Origin of the sequence: Pseudidiomarina planktonica, assembly GCF_900177775.1 — a bacterium.
Lineage (GTDB): Bacteria > Pseudomonadota > Gammaproteobacteria > Enterobacterales > Alteromonadaceae > Pseudidiomarina > Pseudidiomarina planktonica.
On the sequence record NZ_FXWH01000001.1, the window covers coordinates 332,114 to 356,821 of the forward strand.

The 24,708-nt window shown below is 49.8% G+C and carries 23 protein-coding genes; 11 read left to right on the forward strand and 12 right to left on the reverse strand.

Annotated features, from left to right (window positions below; all coding sequences use genetic code 11):
* Window positions 1-174: 174 nt before the first annotated feature.
* Window positions 175-588: a hypothetical protein gene (locus tag CCE91_RS01540; RefSeq protein ID WP_086433503.1), complete on the reverse strand. Its 414-nt coding sequence runs from the start codon at window positions 586-588 to the stop codon at window positions 175-177.
* Complete coding sequence (lexA, locus tag CCE91_RS01545) at window positions 585-1,202, reverse strand: transcriptional repressor LexA (protein ID WP_086433504.1); 618 nt, start codon at window positions 1,200-1,202, stop codon at window positions 585-587. Before lexA ends, CCE91_RS01540 begins: the two co-directional genes overlap by 4 nt.
* A 160-nt stretch (window positions 1,203-1,362) precedes the next feature.
* Between lexA and plsB the strand changes: the two genes are divergently transcribed.
* Complete coding sequence (plsB, locus tag CCE91_RS01550) at window positions 1,363-3,798, forward strand: glycerol-3-phosphate 1-O-acyltransferase PlsB (protein ID WP_198677994.1); 2,436 nt, start codon at window positions 1,363-1,365, stop codon at window positions 3,796-3,798.
* Window positions 3,799-3,813: 15 nt separating this feature from the next.
* Here plsB and ubiA read toward each other — a convergent pair whose 3' ends face one another.
* Window positions 3,814-4,668: a 4-hydroxybenzoate octaprenyltransferase gene (gene ubiA / locus CCE91_RS01555; protein ID WP_086433505.1), complete on the reverse strand. Its 855-nt coding sequence runs from the start codon at window positions 4,666-4,668 to the stop codon at window positions 3,814-3,816.
* Between the two features lie 5 nt (window positions 4,669-4,673).
* The gene (locus CCE91_RS01560) at window positions 4,674-5,240 is read right to left on the reverse strand and encodes a chorismate--pyruvate lyase family protein (protein ID WP_086433506.1); all 567 of its coding nucleotides are present in this window, start codon (window positions 5,238-5,240) and stop codon (window positions 4,674-4,676) included.
* A gap of 174 nt (window positions 5,241-5,414) precedes the next feature.
* Here CCE91_RS01560 and CCE91_RS01565 point away from each other — a divergent pair, with 174 nt between their 5' ends.
* The gene (locus CCE91_RS01565; protein ID WP_234996233.1) at window positions 5,415-5,828 is read left to right on the forward strand and encodes a flagellar basal body-associated protein FliL; all 414 of its coding nucleotides are present in this window, start codon (window positions 5,415-5,417) and stop codon (window positions 5,826-5,828) included.
* Window positions 5,829-5,847: 19 nt separating this feature from the next.
* On the opposite strand, the gene CCE91_RS01570 is transcribed toward CCE91_RS01565, so the two are convergent.
* The 4 genes from CCE91_RS01570 to CCE91_RS01585 are packed head-to-tail and all read right to left on the reverse strand — an operon-like array spanning window position 5,848 to window position 9,267.
* Window positions 5,848-6,690 (reverse strand): rhomboid family intramembrane serine protease, encoded by an 843-nt coding sequence (locus CCE91_RS01570; protein ID WP_086433508.1) that lies wholly within the window; start codon window positions 6,688-6,690, stop codon window positions 5,848-5,850.
* Window positions 6,690-7,013: a thiosulfate sulfurtransferase GlpE gene (gene glpE / locus CCE91_RS01575; RefSeq protein ID WP_086433509.1), complete on the reverse strand. Its 324-nt coding sequence runs from the start codon at window positions 7,011-7,013 to the stop codon at window positions 6,690-6,692. The genes CCE91_RS01570 and glpE overlap by 1 nt, the downstream gene beginning before the upstream one ends.
* Window positions 7,010-8,041 (reverse strand): L-threonine 3-dehydrogenase, encoded by a 1,032-nt coding sequence (gene tdh / locus CCE91_RS01580; protein ID WP_086433510.1) that lies wholly within the window; start codon window positions 8,039-8,041, stop codon window positions 7,010-7,012. The genes glpE and tdh overlap by 4 nt, the downstream gene beginning before the upstream one ends.
* A 32-nt stretch (window positions 8,042-8,073) precedes the next feature.
* Complete coding sequence (locus CCE91_RS01585; protein WP_086433511.1) at window positions 8,074-9,267, reverse strand: glycine C-acetyltransferase; 1,194 nt, start codon at window positions 9,265-9,267, stop codon at window positions 8,074-8,076.
* Window positions 9,268-9,368: 101 nt separating this feature from the next.
* On the opposite strand from CCE91_RS01585, the gene coaD reads away from it, so the two are divergent.
* Window positions 9,369-9,854, forward strand: coding sequence for a pantetheine-phosphate adenylyltransferase (coaD, locus tag CCE91_RS01590; protein WP_086433512.1), 486 nt, complete (start codon window positions 9,369-9,371; stop codon window positions 9,852-9,854).
* A 14-nt stretch (window positions 9,855-9,868) separates the two neighbouring features.
* Here the strand turns inward: coaD and CCE91_RS01595 are convergent, their stop codons facing one another.
* Window positions 9,869-11,209, reverse strand: a complete 1,341-nt coding sequence (locus tag CCE91_RS01595) for a sodium-dependent transporter (RefSeq protein ID WP_198677993.1) — start codon at window positions 11,207-11,209, stop codon at window positions 9,869-9,871.
* A gap of 202 nt (window positions 11,210-11,411) precedes the next feature.
* Between CCE91_RS01595 and pckA the strand changes: the two genes are divergently transcribed.
* Window positions 11,412-13,013, forward strand: coding sequence for a phosphoenolpyruvate carboxykinase (ATP) (gene pckA / locus CCE91_RS01600; RefSeq protein WP_086433514.1), 1,602 nt, complete (start codon window positions 11,412-11,414; stop codon window positions 13,011-13,013).
* Window positions 13,014-13,085: 72 nt separating this feature from the next.
* Here pckA and CCE91_RS01605 read toward each other — a convergent pair whose 3' ends face one another.
* Entirely contained in the window at window positions 13,086-15,116 is a 2,031-nt protein-coding gene (locus CCE91_RS01605; RefSeq protein WP_086433515.1) for a S9 family peptidase, read from the reverse strand.
* A gap of 117 nt (window positions 15,117-15,233) precedes the next feature.
* Here CCE91_RS01605 and CCE91_RS01610 point away from each other — a divergent pair, with 117 nt between their 5' ends.
* Window positions 15,234-17,006, forward strand: a complete 1,773-nt coding sequence (locus CCE91_RS01610) for an SLC13 family permease (protein WP_086433516.1) — start codon at window positions 15,234-15,236, stop codon at window positions 17,004-17,006.
* A gap of 1 nt (window position 17,007) precedes the next feature.
* On the opposite strand, the gene fabR is transcribed toward CCE91_RS01610, so the two are convergent.
* Window positions 17,008-17,661: an HTH-type transcriptional repressor FabR gene (gene fabR / locus CCE91_RS01615; RefSeq protein WP_086433517.1), complete on the reverse strand. Its 654-nt coding sequence runs from the start codon at window positions 17,659-17,661 to the stop codon at window positions 17,008-17,010.
* A 183-nt stretch (window positions 17,662-17,844) separates the two neighbouring features.
* Between fabR and CCE91_RS01620 the strand changes: the two genes are divergently transcribed.
* The 3 genes from CCE91_RS01620 (at window position 17,845) to CCE91_RS01630 (ending at window position 20,399) form a co-directional block, all read left to right on the forward strand.
* Complete coding sequence (locus tag CCE91_RS01620; protein ID WP_086433518.1) at window positions 17,845-19,002, forward strand: acyl-CoA desaturase; 1,158 nt, start codon at window positions 17,845-17,847, stop codon at window positions 19,000-19,002.
* Between the two features lie 127 nt (window positions 19,003-19,129).
* Window positions 19,130-19,441: a flagellar basal body rod C-terminal domain-containing protein gene (locus CCE91_RS01625; protein ID WP_086433519.1), complete on the forward strand. Its 312-nt coding sequence runs from the start codon at window positions 19,130-19,132 to the stop codon at window positions 19,439-19,441.
* Window positions 19,442-19,451: 10 nt separating this feature from the next.
* Window positions 19,452-20,399 carry a putative metalloprotease CJM1_0395 family protein gene (locus CCE91_RS01630; RefSeq protein ID WP_234996234.1) on the forward strand — a complete coding sequence of 316 codons (948 nt, stop codon included), beginning with the start codon at window positions 19,452-19,454 and terminating at the stop codon, window positions 20,397-20,399.
* A gap of 6 nt (window positions 20,400-20,405) precedes the next feature.
* Here the strand turns inward: CCE91_RS01630 and CCE91_RS01635 are convergent, their stop codons facing one another.
* Window positions 20,406-22,733, reverse strand: a complete 2,328-nt coding sequence (locus CCE91_RS01635) for a Tex family protein (RefSeq protein WP_086433520.1) — start codon at window positions 22,731-22,733, stop codon at window positions 20,406-20,408.
* Between the two features lie 208 nt (window positions 22,734-22,941).
* Here CCE91_RS01635 and CCE91_RS01640 point away from each other — a divergent pair, with 208 nt between their 5' ends.
* From CCE91_RS01640 to greB, 3 genes are all read left to right on the forward strand, one after another.
* Entirely contained in the window at window positions 22,942-23,118 is a 177-nt protein-coding gene (locus CCE91_RS01640) for a DUF1328 domain-containing protein (protein ID WP_086433521.1), read from the forward strand.
* A gap of 105 nt (window positions 23,119-23,223) precedes the next feature.
* Complete coding sequence (locus CCE91_RS01645; protein ID WP_086433522.1) at window positions 23,224-24,150, forward strand: sodium-dependent bicarbonate transport family permease; 927 nt, start codon at window positions 23,224-23,226, stop codon at window positions 24,148-24,150.
* A gap of 3 nt (window positions 24,151-24,153) precedes the next feature.
* Entirely contained in the window at window positions 24,154-24,639 is a 486-nt protein-coding gene (greB, locus tag CCE91_RS01650; RefSeq protein ID WP_086433523.1) for a transcription elongation factor GreB, read from the forward strand.
* The last annotated feature ends 69 nt before the right edge of the window (window positions 24,640-24,708 follow it).

Consider the following 24,708-nt stretch of genomic DNA (forward strand, 5'->3'; position numbering starts at 1 on the left):
TATAGTTAGTAGTGCGTTAGCAGTTAAAATCGCAGCCAATGTAGCATGGGCTGACGAAAAAGACATCGCAAAAGTTAACAAAATTGGAAAGAGGTTACGAGCTATTTTTTCAACTAATCGTATAAAAAAAGGGCTGCGCAGGGCAGCCCTCGAACAAAAGACTCTGCCTGAGGATTAGTGGAGTGGGGTACGCAGAGTCAATTCTGAAAAGATAAAGCTGGTGGTTTGGCTAACCCGACTGGCCATTTTTATGCGTTGTTGGGTACGTGGCGACACACCTTCCAGCCAACTAATAACAACACCACTGGTACCAGCTAGTATGGCTTGCTCAGTAGCCCATTCGCGCTGATCGTTGTCTTTGCCCTGAATCCAGCGAATGCGGCCGCGACTGATTCCTTGATCGGCCAGGCTTTCAATTTGCTCCCGGCTGGCGCCAATTACCGTTACCCATTTGTGAGTTTTCATTGCCTGGGCAACTACTGTAGGTAATACCGCAGCCAAATCTTGAGTACTGTCTGCATGTATATCTGCAACTTGATTGGTAACCAAGGCTGGGTTTTGTTCTGTTGCTACATTTGTAATCATCATAACCATGCTCCATTTCGAACAATACCAACCGCTAACCCTTCAATCGTGAAATATTGCTGCGTAAGGTCTACGGTAATGGTGGAGAATTCATCGTTTTCGGGATGCAGCAGAATTTTGCTGCCCTGTTTTTCAAAGCGTTTCACGGTCACGTCTTCATCAACGCGAGCCACTATAATCTGGCCATTGCGAGCTTCTATGGTTTTATGTACAGCCAGCAAGTCGCCGTCTAGAATGCCGATATCCTTCATGCTCATGCCATTTACCCGCAAGAGGAAGTCGGCGTGCGGGTGAAATAGGTTTTCATCGATACGGTAATGACTCTCGACGTGCTCTTGCGCAAGAATAGGTTCTCCTGCGGCTACTCGACCGATTAAGGGCAAGCCTTCCGGGAGAGGATCTTCAACGCCAACCAGACGGATGCCGCGTGACATTCCTGGTAGCATCTCAATGACGCCCTTCTTGGCCAACGCTTTCAAGTGATCTTCCGCTGAGTTGGCGGAACGAAAACCGAGTCGCTTTGCAATTTCTGCGCGAGTTGGCGGCATACCGGTCGCATCAATATTATCTTTGATTAAATCAAAAATTTCTTGCTGTCTTGGTGTTAATGGCTTCATTTGAGATACCTGTTTATCTATACAGTACACTGTGAGTATATACAGGTATTTCAAATGTACAAATATTTTTTTCATCGGCAGTGATCAACGACAGGACAATGAGGACAAAACAAAGCCTCAGTGCTATGCTAGGAACCCGTCTGTGATTTAGGGTAACAACATGAATTTGAGAGGGTTCTGGTATTCGCTATTGCGCTGGCCCGTTCGGTGGTTAACGCGATTTGAGGTTATTGTTGATGCTCCGGAAGATGCTGAAACTAAGGCCACTGACACTGTTTATGTCATGCGGTCGAACTCAGTAGCCGACTTATTAGTGGCACAACGAGCACTGGAGAAAAAAGGGCTCGCCGACCCCAGGTCACCGCTGCGCATTGGCAACACCGAGTTACCCCGGGTGATGTTGTTAGCCGAAGCCGAGCCAGATTCGTCCCGGCAGGCCATAGACGAGTTCCATCAGTTACTTGAATTTCATCGCCAGCATCCTGACTGCAATATTCAAGTACTACCACTAGGTTTGTTCTGGGGGCGTAAGCCCGGTCAGGAGCGTCGCGAAGGCCAGACCATGGTTGCCGATGTTGATAACCCCGGCATGTGGCGCAAATTCCTTTTAGTTCTGTTTTCCGGCCGCAACATTCTGGTCCGCGTGAGTCGCCCGGTAAGTTTGCGTCGTATGACCGACGATTTTGGCAGCGACCGCCGCATTGCTCAAAAGCTTACCCGGGTTGCGCGCGTGCACTTTAGTCGCATGCGTCATGCCGTTGCGGGTCCTAAGCTAACCGGTCGCGATCAGGTTATTCGAGAGTTGCTGGCAACTCCGGCTTTACAGAAGGCCATTCGGGAAGAAGCGAAAAGCCGCAAAGTGAGTCAGCAAGAAGCAACCAAAACCGCTGAAAAATACTTGCGCGAAATAGCCGCAAATTATAGTGAAACCCTGGTGCGGGTACTCGACCGCTTCATGTCCTGGATGTGGAGCCGTATTTATAACGGTATTGAAGTGAGCGGGGGTGATACCTTGCGCAAGTTGGCGCAGGCTGGTCATGAAGTTATTTACGTTCCCTGTCATCGTAGCCACATGGACTACTTGCTGCTTAGTTACGTGATCTATAAAGAAGGGTTGGTACCGCCGCACATTGCAGCCGGCGTAAACCTGAATTTCTTCCCGGTAGGAAGCCTGTTCCGCCGTGGTGGCGCTTTCTTTATTCGGCGTAGCTTCCGAGGCAACAAACTCTATTCCGCTGTGTTCCGCGAATACCTGTGTCGATTATTCCAAAAAGGCTACCCGGTTAAGTACTTTACCGAGGGTGGCCGCAGTCGCACCGGCCGCTTGTTGCAGCCGAAAACCGGCATGATAGCCATGACGGTGCAGGGGATGCTGCGCGATCAGCAGCGTCCGGTTTCCATAGTGCCGGTGTACCTTGGTTACGAACACGTAATGGAAGTGAACACTTACTTAAAAGAGTTACAGGGTAAAACCAAAGAAAAAGAGTCAATGTTCCAGGTACTGAAAACGGTGCGTAAATTACGTAACTTTGGGCATGGCTACGTTAACTTCGGTGAGCCACTGAACTTAGGTGATGCGCTAGATCAAATTCAGCCGCAGTGGCGCGATTGTATGACCCGCGGCGCCGAAGAGCCGGCGCGGCCGAAATGGCTAACGCCTACGGTAAATGTGTTGGCAGAGCACATTATGCAGCGTATTAACGATGCCGGTGCCTTAAATAGCGTGAACTTAACCGCGCTTGCACTGTTAAGTGCCGAGCATCATGCGCTAACAAAAGAAGAGTTAGTAGCGCAACTTAGTTTGTACACCAGCTTGTTACGTGAGGTTCCATATAGCGAGACCGCGACAGTGCTTGAAGGTGACGGTGAGCGCTTGTGGGAATTAGCGCAAACCATAGATAAGTTCAGTGTGAAAAGCGACAGCATGGGCGAGGTTGTGCACGTTGACGGTGCCAACGCTATTGCCATGACCTACTACCGCAACAACATTATTCATATGATGATTGTGCCCGCGTTAGTAGCTAGCTTTGCCATAGCGAATAAACGTTTTACCACCGCCGCAGCGGCTGACTTTATTGCCGAACTGTTACCTATGCTAAAAGCGGAGCTGTTCATTAGTCACGAACAAGACGATGTGCAAGTGTGGGTAGCGGCCTTACTTGAAGAGTTTGCTGCGCAACAATTAATTGAAGCGCATAGCGGCGGCTGGCAGGTGGCTGAGCGCGAAAGCCGGGCCTACTTCCAGTTACGACTGCTGGCGCGAGGTAGTAGTGAGACCTTGCAACGCTATGCCATTGTACTGGAGTTATTACAGCAGGCGCAGCCGATTTCCCGCCATGACCTGGAGCAGCATTCGACTACATTAGCGGAACGTTTGAGCGACATGCATGGTATTAGTGCGCCAGAGTTCTTTGACAAGAAAGTGCTGAGTACTTTTGTGGCGACCTTAAAAGCGCTCGACTACATAGTGGTGACCGAAGAGGGTGATCTTGCCGCTGACGAACGGGTTGGCATACTGAGCGACAAGGTTGATGAAATGCTCGACACCGCCGTGTTGCAAACCATCCGACAGTCAGTGCGACGCTTACTGGACTAAGGTGTTCAGTAAGCGTTAGAGCCAGAAATGGGCCGCCAGACCAACAGTGATAGCCATACCTACATAATGATTATGTAAAAAGGCATGAAAACATCGCTGTGGGTCGCGGCCGGCAATTTCGCGGTGCTGATACACAAACAGTAAGGCACTTAGAACTAAGGCTCCGAAAAACCATAAGCTGAGATTCAACGCCACGCCTATCCAACTGAGCAGGCCAAGCGTAGCCAGCTGCAGCAAGCCTATAATAAGCCGATCCCATTTGCCGAATAGAATAGCGGTAGATTTAATCCCTACTTTCAGATCATCAGCACGGTCGGCCATGGCGTATTCGGTGTCGTAGGCAACTGTCCACAGCAAATTGGCTGCAAATAACACCCAGGCATACCAGGGCAGGCCTTGCTCCAGTGCCGTAAACGCCATCAGCATACCCATACTAAAGGCTACGCCAAGCACTAGTTGGGGCAGTTGGGTAAAGCGTTTACAAAATGGGTAAAGCGCCGCAACGGCTACGGCGACAACACTTAGCAATATGGTTTGCAAATTTAGCTGCAGCACCAGTAGAAAAGCCAGCAGCACCAGAGCCGCGAACAGGGTCAGTGCTTGCCAGGGTTGCACCGCACCAGTTGCCAGCGGGCGGTTGCGGGTGCGGGTTACTTTCCCATCTAACTTGCGATCGGCATAGTCGTTAATAACGCAGCCGGCGGAGCGCATTAAAAACACTCCCAGCATAAAAATAACGACAATACGCAGCGGTGGCTCGCCAACTCCGGCAATAAGCAAAGCCCACAAGGTGGGCCAGGCTAGTAGCCAGGTGCCAATAGGCTTGTCGGCGCGCATCAACAACCAGTATGGCTTTAGCTTATCGAGCATCACGGTCACTCCTGATAAATAGCTGCGGCACCAATAAATACTTCAGCCACCAGTACTTGTTGTCCGGCGGCTCGGAAACAACTGCGACGCCCCCACAGTGGCTGCGACGCAAAGCCCAACTGCTGATGCAAATTCCCCAGTACGGTGTCGGGTGCGAATTGGGCTATTTCAATAGGGCCGCGGCTTAAATCCGGTTGCCGGAATAAGTGTTCACCCAGCGGGCGTTCGCCCAAGTGGCTCAAATTTAATTGCTCATCGTGCAGGGCGGGTTGCGGGAATACACTGCGGGCGAATACCCACGGCTTTTGATCACACCATAGAATGACTTCGCGTACGGTTCCGGCGGCATGTTCGTCCAGCCATTTTTGTTCGTCGGGCAAAATAGGGGCGGGCTGCTGACCCAACAGGCTAACTCGAAACTGCGTTGCCTGGGCTTTCAATTTCGCGGTCAATGATTCCGGGTCCAGCAACCAATCGCTCTGAACTGGTGTCAGACTATAGTGGTCGGCGGTTTGCCAGTTGCCAGCGCAACCCAGTGGAAATTCGCCAATGGTATTTGTTAAAACATGCATGATTTAGTTTCAAACAAGAGTCATAATGGCTGGAGCATAGCAAAAATTAGTGTAACCAGCATCTAACGAACCCGAATTTAGGTAAACGTTTCGCGTAATTGGTCGATAACTAACACAAGAGGCGACACCGGATGTGTCGTGGCTCGGCGAATGAGGGCAATGGAACACATGAAAATGAATCATATATCAATCGCTGGTCTGTCAGTAGCGGTGTTACTGGCTGCTATGCTGGTGCTGGTAAAACCTGCATATGCCCAGTCGGAGCCCGCTTATTACGGCTTTGAGCCCGACATTACGACTAACTACGTGCGTACCGAAGACCACTTTCGCATGGGTTACATACGTGTGGCAGTAGAGGTGATGGTTCCTGACACTGGTGATTTGAGTACTATTGAGTACCACGCACCGTTATTGCGAAATGCGTTTATCCGAATTTTCAGTAAAGCGTCTGAGCAGCAAATTAAATCGTTAACGGGCCGTGATGATTTGCGCATGCAATGCTTAGAAGAAGCGCAGCGTTTAATGCGGCGGGAAACTGGCGAACCCATCATTCGAGATGTGCTGTTTACCAAGTATATTTATCATTAAAGTTGAATTGCGCCGTGGCTTAAAAACGGCGTTTCGCTTTTGGTACCAACAGATATAAAGCTGCACCCACCAAACCACTGACTAAACCAGCCAAATGCGCCTCGTTGGCAACCGCCACCCAGAGTAAATCGGTATACCCTAGCAGCAACCAGCCAATCATAAACACCAGTAGCCCCGGTGGCAGGTACAGTGGATGCCGTGGTTTGTTAAAGCTGAGCACCGCGCAGAAACCAAAGAGAGCATACACCACGCCAGACAACCCGCCAAAGTAGGGGCCGGTGCTGTAAAGCTGAGCCAGATTTGAAACTACGGCACTACCAATGAACAGTGCTAGCAGCACAGGCCAGCCGATGGATAACTCAATACGCCCACCCAGATACCACCACCAGAACAAGTTAAACACAAAATGCATGAGGCTAAAGTGCAACAGCACCGGAGTGACAAACCGCCAGGCTTGTATGCCTGGCATTTCAGCGAAGTAGTCACCAATGCGCAAGCTGGCAAAAATGAACTCTTGCAACGGCGTCTGTAGCAGCAAATAAACAAGCGTAACCAAAATGGCTACGGCAACAGTAAAATTACCGGCTTGAGCTCTGATTTTGTGCAGTAGTGGTTTAATCGAGTTACTTTGCCGGGAAGGCTGCTGAACTTGCTGCTCGGCTTGCGCTTGCGCAGCCAGCTCCGGGTTGTCTTTAAATACATCAATTTGCTGTTTGGCAATGGCATAGTAGCTGGTTTGAGTTACCCAGAGCTCAAGTTGTTCACCGCGCTCGTTTACCGTAACTGGTATTCCCTGCTGGGTTAAGAAACTGTGCAGGGAGGCCATGGTTTCGGGCTTACGCGTGGTGAACATTTTTTTCATCAGCTGTGCTCTATTGCGTCAGGAAATTCGTGGGCCCAGGCGGTAAAGCCACCGTCCATGCTGGCAACATTGGTAAGCCCTTGTTGCAGCAAGTACTGGGCGGCGCCCTGGCTACTTATGCCGTGATAACATACCACCAATACCGCATCATCATCTTCTACTTGCTGTAAAAAATCATTCAGGCTGGCATCGGTTAAATGAAAGGCACCGGGAATGTGACCCATAGCAAAAGCCTGTGGGTCGCGAATGTCTGCCACTTTGGCAGAACCCGCGGCCCACTGTTGGTGCGCGTCGTGTAACGGAATGCGCTTGAACTCACTCATTTGCTGGTCCAGTCCAATACTACTTTGCCCGATTCACCGGAGCACATAATGTCGAAGCCTTCCTGAAATTTATCAATAGGTAACTGATGCGTCAGAATCGGGCTTAAATCTAAACCGGATTGCAACAGGCTAGCCATTTTGTACCAGGTTTCGAACATTTCGCGGCCGTAAATACCTTTAATGGTCAGGCCTTTAAATATTACCTGATTCCAGTCTATGGCAACGCTTTCCGGCGGTATGCCCAGCATGGCGATTTTGCCGCCATGATTAATGGTGTCCAGCATTTGCCGGAAGGCCGAAGGTACGCCCGACATTTCCAAACCGACGTCAAAGCCTTCTTTCATACCCAGTTCGGTCATTACATCACGAAGGTTTTCTTTGCTTACGTCTACCGCGCGGGTGGCACCCATTTTTACGGCAAGTTCTAGTCGGTAAGGGTTTACGTCGGTAATTACCACGTGGCGAGCGCCAACATGTCGCGCTACTGCTGCCGCCATAATACCTATAGGTCCGGCACCAGTGATAAGCACGTCTTCACCAACCAAATCAAAGGCAAGTGCGGTGTGTACGGCGTTACCGAAGGGGTCAAAAATAGCGGCCATTTCGTCGGTAATATCATCAGGTAACTTAAAGGCGTTGTCGGCTGGAATGACCAGATATTCGGCAAAAGCACCCGGGCGGTTTACGCCTACGCCTACGGTGTTACGACACAGGTGGCGTCGGCCGGCACGGCAGTTACGGCAATGACCACAAGTAATGTGGCCTTCACCAGAAACCCGGTCACCTTTTTCAAAACCACGCACACCTTCACCCATAGCGGCTACTTCGCCCACGTATTCGTGGCCAACAACCATAGGTACCGGAATGGTTTTCTGTGACCATTCGTCCCACTTATAAATGTGCACGTCGGTGCCACAAATGGCGGTTTTGCGAATTTTAATTAATAAATCGTTGTAGCCATATTCAGGCATCTCAGCATCTGTCATCCAAATGCCGGGTTCTGAATGTAACTTCGCTAATGCTTTCATTGTCACTAATCCTCTGCGTTGCGTGAGGTGACTTAAATAACGCCCAGCTCTTTTCCTATACGGGTAAACGCGTCAATGGTTTTATCCAGTTGTTCGCGAGTATGAGCGGCTGACATTTGTGTACGAATTCGTGCTTTGCCTTTTGGTACCACCGGGAACGAAAAGCCGACCACATAAATGCCTGCTTCAAGCAGACGGTCTGACATTTCAGAGGCTTTTTTGGCATCCCCAATCATCACTGGAATAATCGCGTGATCGGCGCCACTTAAGGTAAAGCCGGCGTCGGTCATTTTATTACGGAAGTAACTGGCGTTGTCCCATAACTGCTGACGTAGCTCATCGCCTTCGGCCAGCATATCCAGCACTTTAATAGAGGCCTGCACAATAGCCGGCGCTACGGAATTTGAGAATAAGTACGGGCGTGAGCGCTGACGTAACCAATCAACGACTTCTTTCTTACCCGAGGTATAACCACCGGAAGCACCACCAAGTGCCTTACCTAAAGTACCGGTAATAATATCTACGCGACCTAAAACGTCACAGTACTCGTGCGTACCACGGCCTTTCGCACCCAGGAAACCGGTAGCATGACAGTCATCCATCATCACTAAGGCACCATATTGGTCGGCCAGGTCACAAATGCCTTTCAAGTTGGCAATAACGCCGTCCATTGAAAACACACCATCGGTGGCAATGAGAATATGGCGGGCGTTGTCAGCTTTGGCTTGTTTTAACTGAGCTTCCAAGTCAGCCATATCGTTGTTCTTGTAACGATAGCGCTTAGATTTGCTTAAGCGAATACCGTCAATAATGCTCGCATGGTTCAGTTCATCACTAATAATGGCATCTTCCGGACCCATCAGCGTTTCGAATAAACCGCCGTTGGCATCAAAGCAAGAAGAGTAAAGAATAGTGTCTTCGGTGCCTAAAAAGTCGCTCAGCTTCTTCTCTAGCTGTTTGTGAATATCTTGCGTACCACAAATAAAGCGCACTGAGGCAGTACCGAAGCCGTGACTGTCCAAACCGGCTTTAGCCGCCGCAATCAAATCCGGATGATTCGCTAAACCCAAATAATTGTTCGCACAGAAGTTAAGTACCGGTTTCCCGCTACCCACTTGAATTTCCGAGCTTTGCTCGCCCAGAATAATGCGTTCTTTTTTGTACAAACCTTCGTTTTTTACGTCTTCCAGCTGTTCATTGAGCTGTTGATAAAATGCGTTCGTCATGTAATTCTCCGAGCCAATAAGCTTAATGAAGGTATTTTACCTGATTCAGGGGGTAATACGCACCCCCATTCTGATTTGTCTTGCTCGCAGCGGAGTCTGATATGCATAAATTTGCCATATACCCGGGTACCTTTGACCCTATTACCAACGGTCATGCCGACTTAATCGAGCGGGCATCAAACTTATTCACTGAAATTATTGTAGGCGTTGCCGCCAGCCCCAGTAAAAAACCTTTGTTTACCCTGGAAGAGCGAGTGGCTTTAGTACAGCAGGTTACCGAAGGTTTAGACAATGTGCGGGTAGTGGGGTTTGAAGGGCTGCTGGTTGATTTTGCAAAAGATCAGCAAGCCACGGTGTTAATTCGTGGCCTGCGCGCGGTATCTGACTTTGAGTATGAGTTCCAGCTGGCTAACATGAATCGTCGGCTGCACCCCGGCCTTGAGAGCGTATTCTTAACGCCGGCAGAGGAAAACTCCTTTATTTCGTCAACGCTGGTAAAAGAAGTTGCGCTACATAACGGCGACGTACGCCAGTTCTGTGATGCGCGAGTTGCCCAGGCATTGCAAAATAAATTGGCCGGGCGCTAACTACTTAGCGCCGCTTAGCCGGCGAAAGCCACATCAACAAATACCCACAGTAATAAGAGTGGGCACACTAATCGCAAATGCCAGAACAACAAACGAAAGCGCCACTGCTCACGCGCTTTCTCTTTTAGCTTGTTACTGCGACTCCACAACCAGCCCAGCACGATAAAGTAGAACAGGCCGGACAATGGTAATTGGAATTTGGTTACGTAGGCCACCGTCCAGGCGAATAGCGGGACAAACCAAATCACCAGCGCTAACGCAAATACCGCAATCACGGCAATAACCAGAGTAGTAGCCCGGCGGCGGCTGTGTTGGCGCGATTCCAACAAATAGGCAATGGGTACTTCTGCTAGTGAGATGGTGCTGGTTAAGGCGGCAATGCTCAGTAACATAAAGAAGAAAAATCCAAGCCAGGGGCCAGCGGCGCCCATGCGTTCAAATAATTCCGGTAATACATTGAAAATAAGCTGGGCTTCGCCAATGAGCTGACCATTTTCGGATACCTGCATGCCTTGCCCCATGGCTACGTAAAGCGCAGGAATAATTAACAGTCCGGCCAGAAATGCAATCAGGGTATCCAGCGCGGCAACGGACACTGCGAGCTGGCCAATGTTAGCATTGCGGTCTAAATAAGAGCCGTAAATCATCATGCCACCAAGACCGATAGACAATGAGAAAAAAGCTTGCCCCATGGCGGCAACCACCAGGTTCGGGTCGCTAAAGCCGGCAAAGCTGGGCTGTAGATACCTGGCGAAACCAGCGCCGGCCCCCGGTTGCATGGCTATGTAGCCAATCAGTACCACCAGCAACACCACCAGCAACGGCATTAACCGCCGCGACCACACTTCAATACCATTGCTGACGCCACGCACAACAATAGTGCCGGTGCCAACTAAGAATACTGCTACAAACACCAGATCACGCCACAATGAGCTTGTTGTTAACGCCAAATGCGCTTCTGGCCACTGCATCGCCAAGGCTAACGAACCCAAGGCATGAGCTAACATCCAGCCGGCAATGATGTGATAGAAACTGAGCATTAACACGGCGCCGCCAACATTGAGCAAGCCGACACTTTTCCCTAAACCGGCACCAACACGATGCGGACGCTGCGCAAGCTTACCCAGTGCTGCTACCGGGTTGGCCTGAGCCTGATGACCAATGCTCAGTTCGGTATAGAGCGCAGGAATAGCCAAAATCACGACGACTACCAAATACACCATTAAAAACGCGGCACCACCATGGTTGGCAACCTGCGTTGGAAAGCCCCAAATGTTGCCCAGGCCAACGGCCGAGCCTGCAGCAGCAAGAATAAAACCCAGTCGGGTACGAAACGAATCACGCATAGGAATCACTCAGTCGCTTTGTTGGTGGCGAAGTACCTGCTTGGAGCCGGCTTTTCGCAGTCGAAAAAAGTGCGCGCATTTTAGCCGATGTAAGCCCCGAAACTCTATCTTTTTCGAGGATTTCGAGTTATTATCGCCGCCCAAATTTCATAGTTGCTACTTTGTTGTTAGCGCCTTATACGCACCGAGAAGACCCGCAGGAGTCAATAGTATGACTGATCTGGATCTGCGCCAATATGGCATCACAGACGTCGCCGAAGTTGTTCATAACCCATCTTATGAGCAGTTGTTTGAGGAAGAAACTCGTCCTGAGCTGGAAGGGTATGAAAAAGGAACTGTGACCGACCTGGGTGCAGTTGCGGTTGATACCGGTATTTTCACTGGTCGTTCTCCGAAAGATAAATACATCGTTCGTGATGAAACCACCGAAGATACACTGTGGTGGTCTGATCAAGGGAAAAACGACAACAAAGCGATTTCACCAGCAGTATGGTCTGATTTAAAAGGCCTGGTGACTAAGCAGTTATCCGGCAAACGTTTGTTTGTGGTTGATACTTTTTGTGGTGCTAATGCAGATACTCGTCTGGCTGTGCGTTTCATTACCGAAGTGGCGTGGCAAGCGCATTTCGTAAAAAATATGTTTATTCGTCCAAGCGACGAAGAACTGCAAAGCTTTAAAGCTGATTTCGTGGTTATGAATGGCGCCAAGTGCACCAACCCGAACTGGGAACAACAAGGTTTGAACTCGGAAAACTTTGTTGCCTTCAACTTAACTGAGCGTATGCAGTTAATTGGTGGTACCTGGTACGGCGGCGAAATGAAGAAAGGTATGTTCTCAATGATGAACTACTTTTTGCCATTGCAAGGTATTGCCTCCATGCACTGCTCAGCGAACGTGGGTAAAGAAGGCGATGTAGCTATATTCTTTGGTCTGTCTGGTACTGGTAAAACAACCTTGTCGACCGATCCTAAGCGTGAGCTGATTGGTGATGATGAGCACGGCTGGGACGACGACGGCGTGTTCAACTTTGAAGGCGGTTGTTATGCTAAAACCATTAACTTGTCACAAGAAGCTGAGCCAGATATTTATAACGCGATTCGTCGCGATGCGTTGCTGGAAAACGTGGCTGTTAGTGCCGACAACAAAGTTGATTTTAACGACGGTTCAAAAACTGAGAACACCCGCGTTTCTTACCCTATTTATCACATCGACAATATCGTTCGTCCGGTGTCTAAGAGTGGTCATGCGAAAAAAGTTATCTTCTTAACTGCTGATGCCTTTGGTGTGTTACCACCGGTAGCCAAGCTAACCAAAGAACAAACCAAGTACCACTTCCTGTCTGGCTTTACTGCCAAGCTGGCTGGTACTGAGCGTGGTATTACCGAACCTACGCCTACCTTTTCCAGCTGTTTTGGCGCGGCTTTCTTAAGCCTGCATCCAACTCAGTATGCAGAAGTACTGGTAAAACGTATGGAAGCAGTTGGCGCTGAGGCTTATTTGGTTAACACTGGCTGGAACGGCACTGGCAAGCGTATTTCTATTCAGGCTACCCGCGCTATTATTGACTCGATTTTAGATGGCAGCATTGAAGACGCTGAGTTTGTGCAACTGCCTTACTTCAATCTGGCTATGCCAACCAATTTACCTGGTGTTGATAACGCTAGTATTCTGGATCCGCGTAATACTTATTCTGCGGTAGAGGCATGGGATGCAAAAGCACAGGATTTAGCCGCACGCTTTATCGCAAACTTCGAGAAGTTTACGGATAACGACGAAGGCAAGTCACTGGTTGCAGCTGGCCCTCAGCTTTAATAGCAAGGGCTACAGCCCACCAATAAAAAAGGTCAGCAATTGCTGACCTTTTTTTATGCTTATTGCACTAGCCTAGTCTTCACTGGCGGGCAAGTTGTCGGCATGCCCTAACTCATATGGCGGTAGGGTAGTTGCCTGTTCAACCAGGAATTGATCCATCCAGCGCATCAGGCGCATGCTGAAGTCTAACTGCGCCGCAGCTTTGCGATTGCCGTGACCTTCGCCCGGATATAGCACTAACCGTACTGGCACATTGCCATGAGTTTTCAGATACCGGTACAGTTCCATTGACTGGCTTGGATGAACGCGGGTGTCTTCTTTACCGTGCATGATCAGCAGCGGCGTACGGCCTTTCTCAGCATGATAAATAGGGCTACGTTCCAAATACCACTGCCACTTGTCCCACGGATAGCTGCGGGCATGAACCGCATGCATTTCTTTTGGAATGTCCGTGGTACCAAACTTCGACAAATTATTACTGATACCTACCGACATCACACTGGCGGCGAAGTGGTCAGTCAGAGCTGTTGCTGCCCAGGCTGATGCGTAACCACCGTAAGATCCGCCGGTAATGCCAACCTTGGTTTCGTCAACCAGACCCATACTAACCAAATGATTCTTACCATCTACCAAATCATCAAATTCTTTGCCGGCGTAATCGTCTTGTCCCAGTTTTGAGAACTCAACACCGCGGCCAGTGCTGCCCCGGTAGTTCGGGAAGAATAGTGCGTAGCCTTTGCTCGCGGCGTGCTTAGCTGGGCTAGCGTAGCGATCCAGCCAGCCGTTACTGTAATGCGCTTCCGGTCCGCCGTGAACCACCATAATTAGTGGGTAACGTTGGCCTTGCTGATAGTCCAGCGGATACACCAAAATACCTTCCAGCTCTGTGCCATCGCTGGCTTTATAGGTTATGGTTTGTTGTTCAGGCTGCGTAATTCCTTCCAGCCAGGGGTTGGAATCGGTTAAGCGTTGCAAGCCTCTGCCGCTATGGCGGTAAAGCTCAGTAGGGTGGCTTGGTGTGTGCGCCCGCAGAAGAATGTCGGACTTGCCTGCTGAGGTGGCAATGTCAATCACAATGAGTTGCCCCGGTTCCACCAACTGACGGCTTTCAAGCCATTGCATGGTCAGTGCCCGCACCTCAGATTCGGTGCCAATGTGGCCTAGCCAAATAAGTTCTTCATTGGTGCGCCAGGCTATATCTTTCACCTGCCCCTGGTAATCGGGTAACACCTCGCGGCGCTCGTGCTCGGCCTGACTATCGTAAACGTACAGCCGACCCGTTGCCGGGTCGTTATAGTCTGCTGTACCAATAACTGCCAGATAGCGGCCGTTCGGCGAGAACTCGGCGTACCCAAGCTTACCTGTGCTGTCGTAGGTATGCACAAACTCGCCATTAAGGCTCATTAACTCATAACTGCTGCTCATGTAGTTGTCGTCAACTAACCCGGTTGGTGCTGTGCGCACCAGCAACTGCTCGTGGTCAGGGCGAAAAGCTACTGAGAATACTTCGCGGTCATTGGTCAGGCGCTTGGCACTGGGCTCGTCCTGGGTTAAGTCCAGCAGGTAAACATTGGTGAATTTCTCCTGCTCTTCATAAACTTCAGCCTTAAAGCCTTTATCAGCTAGCTTCTTAGTTGTGGCAGGGTTTGCTTCTTGCGCTAAAAACGCAAGCTGCTCGCCGTTGGCGCTAATCGCATAGTCACGAATACTGGTTTCAAATTCGAATAGCTTTTGCGCTTCACCACCGCTTACTGAAATAGTGTACAAGCTGCGATAATCATCACCATCGCGTTTACTCAAAAAGTAAATGCGATCGCCTTGCGGCGCATAAGTTACCTGCGCAATGCCGGCGTCATTTTGAACAAAGGTTACTTCCTCGCCTTGCGCGTTAAGAACCAGCAGTGCGCTGCGGTCACTGCCATCTTTATCCTGATATGGCGTTCTTGGCAGGTTGCGGGTAAAAGCAACAGTTTCCTGTGTGGGCGATAACGCCGCACTACTTACCGACTTTACCGTAACGGTTTCGGCAAGCGTCATTTCACGAGCCATAAGTGGCAGTGAACAAAATGCCGCGGCAATACAACCAATCAGCAAACGTCCCATAATATGCTCCTTTAACTTTTATTGTATTTTTTAAGAGTTTATCAGCAAAGCTATTGACTTCCCACGTATACACGCCACTCTTAGGGGCTATATACAAGTTATTGGATAGTTGAAGTTATGATGGATCAATGGCTCATAGGCGGCATTCTTTTAGTCGCTCTGGTACTTTTTGTAGTTGACTACTGGCGCTATGACATTGTTGCCATGATGGCCTTGCTTGCCGCAGCCTTACTGGGCTTAGTTCCAGCCGGTGCGGTTTTTAGTGGCTTTGGCAACGCCGCTGTTATTACGGTTGCTGCAGTGCTGGTTATTAGCCATGCCATGTGGCGCTCCGGGGTCGTTGATGCGCTCGCCTCTTTGATGAAAAAAGTAGGCGATAAAGCTTGGGTGCAACTGATTGCACTAACGGGATTAACCACTTTTTGTTCTGCTTTTATTAGTAACACTGGTGCCATGGCAATCATGATTCCGGTGGCCCTGCAGCTGTCGCGTAGCGGCAGTGGTAATGCCTCGTTGATTCTCATGCCCATGGCATTCGGCTCGTTGTTAGGCGGTACTATTACCATGATAGGTACGCCGCCAAACATCATTATTTCCGATATTCGCCGTGAAGTAACTGGTGAATCTTTTGGTATTTTCGACTTTAGCCCGGTTGGTTTAACGGCTGCTATTGTTGGTTTGGTATTTATGTGGTTGTTATCGCGCTTCCTGGTACCTAAAAAGAGTGGCAGTGAAAAGTCCGATTCGCCCTATGATGTCAGTGCCTATCTGACCGAACTATACGTACCCGAAAACTCCCAGTTCGTTGGCGAGACTATTTTTGAACTTGAGAACCAGGTCAAAAGTAACTTTGTGATTGTTGCATTAAAACGTGGCAAAGAACGCTGGTCGGCACCTGCCCGGTACCGCCGAATGAAGGCTGACGACGTACTCATTGTTGAAGCCGATGCCGAAACCATTCAGCAGGTGCTGGACATGAGCGGGCTGGAACTGAACGCTGACGAAGAACTGGACGAGCGTTTTTTAGTATCTGACGACATATCGGTTATTGAAGGTATTGTGGGTCATGACTCTCGGTTGATTGGGCGTTCCGCTTCTGATTTGCGGTTACGCCACCGGTTTGGTGTAAATGTGTTGGCAGTAGCCCGGCAAGGGCAAACACTGCCGCACAACTTAAGTAACATCCGGTTTAAACCGGGTGATGTGCTGTTGCTGCAAGGTGATGCCGAGATTCTGAACGACGTGTTTGAGCGCTTTGGCTGCTTTCCGCTGGCGCAACGCAGTATTCGCATTGGTTCGGAACGTAAATTGTGGTTACCGCTCGGTATTTTCGGTTTGGCTATAGGGCTATCCGCGTTTGGGTTAGTGTCGGTGCCGGTAAGTTTCACGCTGGCTGCCGGCGCTATGGTGGTTAGTAATGTTATTCCGATTCGCGACTTATATACCAGCATTGACTGGCCCATTATCGTGTTGCTCGGCGCTACTATTCCGTTAGGTGCTGCACTGGAGCGTAGTGGGGCAGCTGATTCCATTGCGATGACAGCACTGGCAGTTAGTGCAGATGCTCCGGCTTATGTTGGCGTAGGTTTATTGCTACTGGTAAGTATGTTGCTTTCAAATATCGTCAACAATGCCGCAGCGGCAGTATTAATGGCGCCAATAGGTATTAGTATGGCAGCTACGCTGGGGGTGAGTATGGATCCATTCCTAATGGCAGTAGCTATTGGTGCTGCGCTGCCGTTCTTAACACCCATTGGGCATCAGTCGAATATATTAGTTATGGGGCCGGGTGGTTATGGCTTCGGTGACTATTGGAAGTTGGGCTTGCCGCTGTCAATTGTGTTGGCGTTAATATCGGTGCCGTTAATCTTATGGGTGTGGCCGCTGTAACTTAATGTTCCGTTTCCTGGTTGGCCTGGTTAACCCGGGCTACCGCCGCTTGGTCTTGCTGCACCGCGGCAGCTCCGCGAGCCACTAAACGCACTTGCTGAACCGTCGCTTCCGTTAAATCTTCCCGTTCCTGAGGGTTGCTATCCAAACTATCGGCGCCAGCGCTGAATACAATCCGAACAATGGCGTCGGCCTGCAGTTCTGCTAACTGGCGGTGGTATTTTTGATCGTCTACCAGATAGTCAACCAGCTCCGCTTTAAAATGACTTAATTCGCGCGCCACCGCCAGCCGGAACTCTCGCGAAGTGCCCGAGCGTTCTTGTAGTAACAAGCGAAAAATGGCGGTGTTGTCGGCCACAAATTGCATAAAGGTGTCTACGGAAGAGCGAATGATAGATCCACCTTTCGCAATTTGCTGCCGGCTTTGTCGTAATAACTGGCGCAGAGCGAGACCGCTCTCATCTACTAAGGTTAAGCCCAGTTCTTCCATATTCTGAAAATGACGATAAAACGAAGTTGGCGCAATACCCGCTTCGCGTGCAACCTCGCGCAAGCTTAAGCTGGCAAACCCATGTTCTGCGCTCAGCTGATTCATAGCCGCATCAATGAGCGCGCGGCGAGTCTTTTCTTTTTGTTTAGCGCGAATACCAGTCATAGCCAGACCTTCTAACAAAAATGAACAAAAATGCTCCGGAAGTTTATCGTATTTTTACACAACGTGAACTTGTTTCTGCTTGTGTTTGGAAAACGAACAAGTTAAATTGAGCGTACACTTGTTCGCTAACTTTGCAAGTTTGTTACAAGTGCTTTACTAAACCAAGCTGGAACTGTTGTTTATATGCAAAAATCGAATCAAACAGAGGCGCATGCGCCGGTTATTTGGCTGAATACCTTAGTGTTCGGCATCACCTTTTTAATTGCTGTGATTGGCGTTCCGTTATACGGACTAACCCATGGTTTTAGCGGCGGGTTGTGGCTGGCTTTTGTGCTGACCATTGGCTTTGCTGGTATCTCCATTACGGCCGGTTATCATCGTTTGTGGTCGCACAAAACTTACCAGGCTAATCCGGTACTGCGATTTCTTTTTGCAATTGGCGGCGCGCTGGCGCTGCAAAACAGCATTCTGCACTGGTCGTCTGATCACCGTGAGCATCATAAGCACGTGGATCATGATGATCATGACCCCTATTCAGCGTCGCGGGGCTTTTGGTACTCGCATATAGGTTGGATGTTGCGTGAGTACCAGCAACATCGTTATACCAATTACGACAATGTAAAAGATCTGCAGCAAGATCCCATTGTCATGTGGCAGCATCGTAACTATCTAACGCTAACCTTACTGACCAACTTCGGTTGGCCAATTCTGTTGGGTGTACTGATGGGCGACATTCTTGGTGCTATGCTGCTAATCGGCTTCCTACGTCTGGTTGTTAATCACCACACCACCTTCTTTATTAACTCACTGGCGCACATGTGGGGACGGCAGCCTTACACCGACCGTAACAGCGCTCGTGACAATGGTTGGTTGGCGTTTTTAACCTTTGGTGAGGGTTATCACAACTATCACCATATATTCTCGGCTGATTACCGTAACGGTATTCGCTGGTGGCAGTTCGATCCAACGAAATGGTTGATCAAAGGTTGTTCGTGGTTTGGCCTTACCTGGGGACTGAAGAAATGTTCTGAATATCAGGTCGAGAAGGCCCGACTGGATATGCAATTCCAGCGTCTGCAAGTGGCAGCCAGTTCGAAGCCGCAGCACACTATGGAAAAACTGCATGAAGAATACGAGCAGTTGTTACTGAAATTAAAAGAGTATTATCTGGCACGGAAGAAGTTGTTGGATACGCGGGCGAAAGCGTTGCGCGATCAAATGCACCTGCCAACACTGGAGCAGTTACAACAACAAGTGCGCGATTTAAAACATGCTTTTAAAGCACAGCGACGCGACTTCCGGGAATTACTGGAAAGCTATCAACGCACGCTGACCAGCTAATTTTTACGGTATTCAAGCACTTAAAAAAGCGGCATGTATTTGCCGCTTTTTTTGTGGATTCGCTTGCAATTCCACGATGCCTGTTCAATAATTGACCTTCAGACACACAACGTAGTAGGAGGAGCTCATGGACATAGCAGGCGCAATGAACAGTGCGAACTATGGTATGAACCGTGCTTCAGAGCAGGTGTCACAAGCTAGTGCTGAAATAGCCACTGCACCAGGACGTATCCAGCAACAACAGCAGGATATCGCGCCAGCAGGTGCCCAGCAGGCTACCGAAACCGCTAGTGAAACTTCACAAAGCGTAAACTCTAGTAATAGTTTGAGCGAGTCTATGCTCAACCAAACTGTTGGTGAAAGAATGTTTCAGGCCAACGGCAAAGTTCTTGAAACCGCCGATGGCATGTTAGGTTCTTTAATCGACGTTCGGGCCTAAGGCTAGCGCCGTGAATATCACCACTGCATTCCCGAATTATCCAGTTGCGGTTGTACCCGCAGCTGATTTCGTGCGCAGTGAAAACCGCAATCGCGAACTAGTTAATCAACCAAGTCCAACTGAATCTTCGCCGCAGCAACGTGGTTTAGGTCAGGAAGGCGAGGCTGGTCGTCGTAACCCAAATGGTGACGCTAACGATTCAGCTGCGCGCGTTAATAATCCGGTCTCAACTACTGACGCCACTACTTCCGCAACCGATGCGAACAAGGCTGATGCAGAACAGCAATCGGTGGATGAGAATGGCAAAGGTGATCAGTCTGCCCGCAATGGTGAACCTGATCCAGATAGCCCTGAAGCGAAAGAAGAGCAGGAAGAAATACGCAAGTTGGAAGCACGTGACCGCGAAGTTCGCATTCACGAGCAGCAGCACGCAGCCGTTGGTGGACAATATGCCGGTTCACCTACCTACAGCTATGAACGTGGCCCTAACGGTCGCACCTATGCCTCCGAAGGCGAGGTGTCGATAGATTTGTCACCAATCCCCAATGACCCCGAAGCTACGGTTCAGAAAATGGAACAAGTGCGCAGAGCTGCATTAGCACCTGCGGAACCTTCGGGTGCCGACCGGGCCATTGCTGCGGAAGCTACCCAACGTGCCAGCGAAGCGCGTGCTGAAATGGCGAAACAAACCGCTGATGCTGGTGATGTAAAAGCACCAAGCATGAACTCCGGCGAAACTGAAGAAGACACTGGCTCTGAAAGTATTACAGCCAGTGCCCAGCCAGTTGAAAACGTTAATGGAATTGCGGGTCCTACGGTCGTACGCCGTAACTTTGAAGCGTCAGGTACCGCATCCGTGCAGTCTATGACTGATTACGGTGCTCGCGGTGACCGCATTGGCGCTTACTATGCCAACGCGGTATCCACTCGCGAAGCAAGCTTCTCGCTCACTGCTTAATTCACATTACCCTTTCTTAGCCTTCTGTAGTGCTTCTGCTAAAGCGCTACCCATAGCTGTGTTTGCGTTGGGCGCCGGCGCGCTCTGGCGCTGATTGCCCTTGCCTTGTGGCTTAGTGGCCTGTTGCTTCGATTTATCTGCAGTGGGTTTTGCCGCGGGTAAATCGTCCTGTAACCGCATGGTTAAACTAATGCGTTTGCGGGGAACGTCAACCTCGAGTACTTTTACCGTGACCACGTCACCGGCTTTCACCACTTCGCGCGGATCGCTAACGAACTTATCCGCCAGTGCCGAAATGTGAACCAGGCCGTCCTGATGCACGCCAATATCCACGAAAGCACCGAAGTTAGCGACATTGCTCACTACACCTTCCAGCGTCATACCAGGTTTTAAATCCTTAATGGTATCCACGCCGTCCTTAAAGTTGGCGGTTTTAAATTCAGGGCGAGGGTCGCGGCCTGGTTTTTCCAGTTCCAGTAAAATATCTCTAATCGTAGGCTCGCCAAAGGTGTCATCGGCATAATCAGCGGCTTTTAATGCTCGCAGAAAGCTCCGGTCGCCAATCATTTCAGTCAGTTCACGCTGTTGTTGCTTCGCTATGCGAGTGACTACCGGATAGGCCTCCGGGTGCACGGCTGAGGCATCCAGCGGATGCTTGCCATTCATAATGCGCAAGAAACCAGCCGCCTGCTCGTATGACTTTGGCCCCATGCGGGCTACTTTCAGTAACTGACTACGGGAATCAAAGCGACCGTTACTGTCCCGATGCAGCACTATATTCTGAGCCAGTGTTTTACTCAGACCGGAAACACGCGCTAGCAGGGGTACTGAAGCGGTATTAACGTCTACGCCAACGGCGTTCACACAGTCTTCTACAGTGGCGTCTAGACTTTGCGCCAATTGAGACTGGCTAACGTCGTGCTGATACTGACCAACGCCAATCGACTTAGGTTCTATTTTCACTAACTCCGCCAGTGGATCCTGCAGGCGGCGGGCAATAGAAACGGCTCCGCGAATAGACACGTCTAAGTCTGGAAACTCTTTTGCTGCCAGCTCGGAAGCAGAGTAAATAGAGGCACCGGCTTCGTTTACAATCACGCGGGTAGCCTTTATTTCACTATGCTGTTTCAGCATGTCGCCAACCAGCTTGTCGGTTTCGCGCGAGTAGGTGCCGTTACCAATACTAATTAAGGTTACTTTGTACTGTTTGCATAGGGTTGCCAGCGTACGAATGGCTTTATCCGTTTGATTCTGCGGCTGGAAAGGGAATACGGTGTTATGCGCTAAGACCTTGCCGGTACCATCAACAATGGCAATTTTAACACCGGTACGAACCCCGGGATCTAGTCCCATAGTCACTTGCGGGCCGGCTGGAGCGGCCATCAGTAAATCTTTCAAATTATTGGCAAATACCAAAATAGCATCGGCTTCAGCGGCTTCCCGAATGCGCCCCATTAGCTCAGTTTCCATGTGTAGCAGTAACTTGACACGCCAGCACCATTGTACGGTTTGCTGCAGCCAGTCATCGGCTGGGCGCCCCTGATGCTTAATTTCAAATTGATTCGCAATCAGTTGTTCGCAATAACTGCGGCGACTGCTGTCTTCCTGACCCGGGTCGGCATCCAATTGCAACTGCAAGAAGCCTTCATTGCGGCCGCGAAACAGCGCTAAGGCGCGGTGCGATGGAATCGTTTTCAGTGCTTCGTGAAATTCAAAATAATCACGATACTTGGCACCATCTTGCTCTTTTCCTTTGGCAACCTGGCTCACCAGATGCGCGTTCTGCCATAAATGGTCACGAACCTTTTTCAGAAGGTCGGCGTTCTCGGCGAACCGTTCCATTAAAATATAACGTGCGCCGTCTAGTACAGACTTGGCATCGGCAAAGCCTGCTTCAGCGTTAATATAAGGGACAGCCGATTGTTCCGGATCCTGACTTGGGTCGCTAAGAAGGATATCGGCCAAAGGCTCAATACCGGCTTCGCGGGCAATCTGTCCTTTGGTGCGTCGTTTGGGCTTATAGGGTAAGTACAAGTCTTCCAATTCGGTTTTGGAATCACTGCTTAAAATAGCTTGTTCCAGCTCGGGGGTCAGTTTCTGTTGATCACGGATACTGGCCAGAATCACCTGACGGCGCTCATCCAGCTCGCGCAAATAGCCAACGCGCTGTGCTAACTGCCGTAGTTGGGTGTCATCCAAGCCGCCAGTTGCCTCCTTCCGATAACGGGAAATAAAGGGCACTGTAGCGCCGTCATCCAGTAACGCTATTGCGGCATTTACCTGGCTAATTTGAACCGCAAGCTCGTTGGCGATACGTTGACTAATCACACTCATAACATCTCTCAAGCAGTGAATTAAAATTTCGGAAAGTAAGGCGCGCAGTATACCAGTCTGATGGCTGTTATGGGTGTTCAATTCTTCAGGAATTTCGACTTTACCCGCTCTTTACTGTGGCAAAACTTGCAAATATTCGAATATAGGGCTTAGCTATATATGAACACCATGAGGGTGTTGTGAAACACAATTGCTTAAGGAAAAAGTTATGTTACGTTGGGCATTAGTATTTTTTATTGTAGCCATTGTTGCAGGCGTCCTTGGCTTTGGTGGTGTTGCGGGAGCAGCCACTGAGATCGCAAAAATCATCTTCTTCATTTTCCTCGTGCTACTGGTTATTTCTTTAATCTCCGGAGCGTTACGTGGCCGAGGGCCCCGAGCCTAATCTGTTAGTTAATTGATGTGCTAACATTTATGCTTTAGCTAGAAAAGCGACCAGAAGGTCGCTTTTTTTATAGTATAATGCGTCAAAATTAGCTTGGAGAAGACTATGCCTGACGTTGTCATTGCCTTTTTTGCTCTCGGTTTATTGGCCGGCCTACTCAAATCCGACCTGAAAGTACCGGGTTCTGTTTACGACATACTGACTATTTTGCTAATGCTCAGTATTGGTATTAAAGGGGGTCTCGCTCTACATTCCGATCAGGATAGTATTCACCTTGGTCAGCTTGCTATGGTTGGTGCGCTGGGGTTAATTATTCCCATACTTATTTATCCGGTGCTTAGCTATCTGGTTAAATTAACTCCGGCCAACTCAGCCAGTATTGCTGCTCACTACGGTTCCGTCAGCGCCGGTACTTTTGCCGTAGCCTGGGCCTTAGCTGAAACCGCCGGAATGCCGCTGGCGCCCGAAACAACCCTATTTCTTGTGATTCTGGAGCTACCCGCCATCATTCTGATGTTAGCACTACATCAGCGGCGTCATGCCCAGCAGGGCGGTTCAATGGCGGCCATTTGGATTGAAGCACTCACCAGTCGTGGGGTTATTCTGCTCATGGGCGGTTTATTGCTGGGCTGGGCATACGGACCTAAAGGTTTGGCGCCGATTGAAGGCTTGGTGGTAGATGGCTTTAAAGCCTTCCTGGCCTTATTCCTGTTGGAAATGGGGTTATGTACCGCGCGGGTGTTTCAACCACTGCCCTGGCAGCACTGGCGGCTGATGTTGTTTGCGGCGCTGGCACCATTTCCACTGGCCTGGTTCGGTCTTGGTTTAGGTTGGTATCTGGAGTTGCCGTCCGGCAGTATTTTAGTGCTGGCTGCGTTAACCGCCAGTGCCTCCTATATAGCGGCTCCGGCAGCTATAAGGGCTGCCATTAAACAAGCAGATATAGGTTTGGCCATGCTGGCAGCACTGGGGATTACCTTTCCTATCAACGTGTTGCTGCATATACCCTTGTTGGCAAGCTGGTTGGGGTAGGCGATGAAAACCAATTTAATTACCCGTGCGGGGTATGAAAAATTGCAGCAGGAGCGTGATCAGTTGTGGCGCGTGGAGCGTCGTGAAACCACCGAAAAAGTAACCTGGGCGGCCAGCCTTGGTGACCGCAGCGAGAACGCAGATTACAAATACAACAAACAAAAACTGCGGCAAATAGACCGCCGCATTCGTTTTCTGGACAAACGTCTGGAGCAACTCAAAATTGTCGATCACTCACCGCAGCAAGACGGCAAAGTGTTCTTTGGCGCCTGGGTTGAAATTGAGAATGACGATGGCGATAAGCGGCGCTTTCGCATTGTTGGTCCCGACGAAATTTACGGTCGCAATGACTATATCTCAATAGACTCACCAATGGCGCGGGCGCTGTTAAAGAAGCAAGTGGATGATGAGGTTGAGGTTGCTACCCCCACTGGTACTAAGCAATGGTTCGTTACTGATATTAACTATCACGCTCTGGAAAACATTTAGAAACAAAACAGCCGGTGTTGAAACACTGCTGTGAATTGGCAAAGGGCGCGCTTCCCCGTATATTGAGAG

Coding starts and splice junctions, on each gene's coding strand:
- CCE91_RS01645 (WP_086433522.1), top strand. CDS start 23,224: ATGCCTGACGTTGTCATTGCCTTTTTTGCTCTCGGTTTATTGGCCGGC.
- pckA (WP_086433514.1), top strand. CDS start 11,412: ATGACTGATCTGGATCTGCGCCAATATGGCATCACAGACGTCGCCGAA.
- CCE91_RS01625 (WP_086433519.1), top strand. CDS start 19,130: ATGGACATAGCAGGCGCAATGAACAGTGCGAACTATGGTATGAACCGT.
- CCE91_RS01610 (WP_086433516.1), top strand. CDS start 15,234: ATGATGGATCAATGGCTCATAGGCGGCATTCTTTTAGTCGCTCTGGTA.
- CCE91_RS01585 (WP_086433511.1), bottom strand. CDS start 9,267: ATGACGAACGCATTTTATCAACAGCTCAATGAACAGCTGGAAGACGTA.
- CCE91_RS01635 (WP_086433520.1), bottom strand. CDS start 22,733: ATGAGTGTGATTAGTCAACGTATCGCCAACGAGCTTGCGGTTCAAATT.
- CCE91_RS01565 (WP_234996233.1), top strand. CDS start 5,415: ATGAATCATATATCAATCGCTGGTCTGTCAGTAGCGGTGTTACTGGCT.
- CCE91_RS01570 (WP_086433508.1), bottom strand. CDS start 6,690: ATGAAAAAAATGTTCACCACGCGTAAGCCCGAAACCATGGCCTCCCTG.
- CCE91_RS01605 (WP_086433515.1), bottom strand. CDS start 15,116: ATGGGACGTTTGCTGATTGGTTGTATTGCCGCGGCATTTTGTTCACTG.
- fabR (WP_086433517.1), bottom strand. CDS start 17,661: ATGACTGGTATTCGCGCTAAACAAAAAGAAAAGACTCGCCGCGCGCTC.
- tdh (WP_086433510.1), bottom strand. CDS start 8,041: ATGAAAGCATTAGCGAAGTTACATTCAGAACCCGGCATTTGGATGACA.
- CCE91_RS01620 (WP_086433518.1), top strand. CDS start 17,845: ATGCAAAAATCGAATCAAACAGAGGCGCATGCGCCGGTTATTTGGCTG.
- CCE91_RS01540 (WP_086433503.1), bottom strand. CDS start 588: ATGATGATTACAAATGTAGCAACAGAACAAAACCCAGCCTTGGTTACC.
- plsB (WP_198677994.1), top strand. CDS start 1,363: ATGAATTTGAGAGGGTTCTGGTATTCGCTATTGCGCTGGCCCGTTCGG.
- lexA (WP_086433504.1), bottom strand. CDS start 1,202: ATGAAGCCATTAACACCAAGACAGCAAGAAATTTTTGATTTAATCAAA.
- ubiA (WP_086433505.1), bottom strand. CDS start 4,668: ATGCTCGATAAGCTAAAGCCATACTGGTTGTTGATGCGCGCCGACAAG.
- coaD (WP_086433512.1), top strand. CDS start 9,369: ATGCATAAATTTGCCATATACCCGGGTACCTTTGACCCTATTACCAAC.
- CCE91_RS01560 (WP_086433506.1), bottom strand. CDS start 5,240: ATGCATGTTTTAACAAATACCATTGGCGAATTTCCACTGGGTTGCGCT.
- greB (WP_086433523.1), top strand. CDS start 24,154: ATGAAAACCAATTTAATTACCCGTGCGGGGTATGAAAAATTGCAGCAG.
- glpE (WP_086433509.1), bottom strand. CDS start 7,013: ATGAGTGAGTTCAAGCGCATTCCGTTACACGACGCGCACCAACAGTGG.
- CCE91_RS01640 (WP_086433521.1), top strand. CDS start 22,942: ATGTTACGTTGGGCATTAGTATTTTTTATTGTAGCCATTGTTGCAGGC.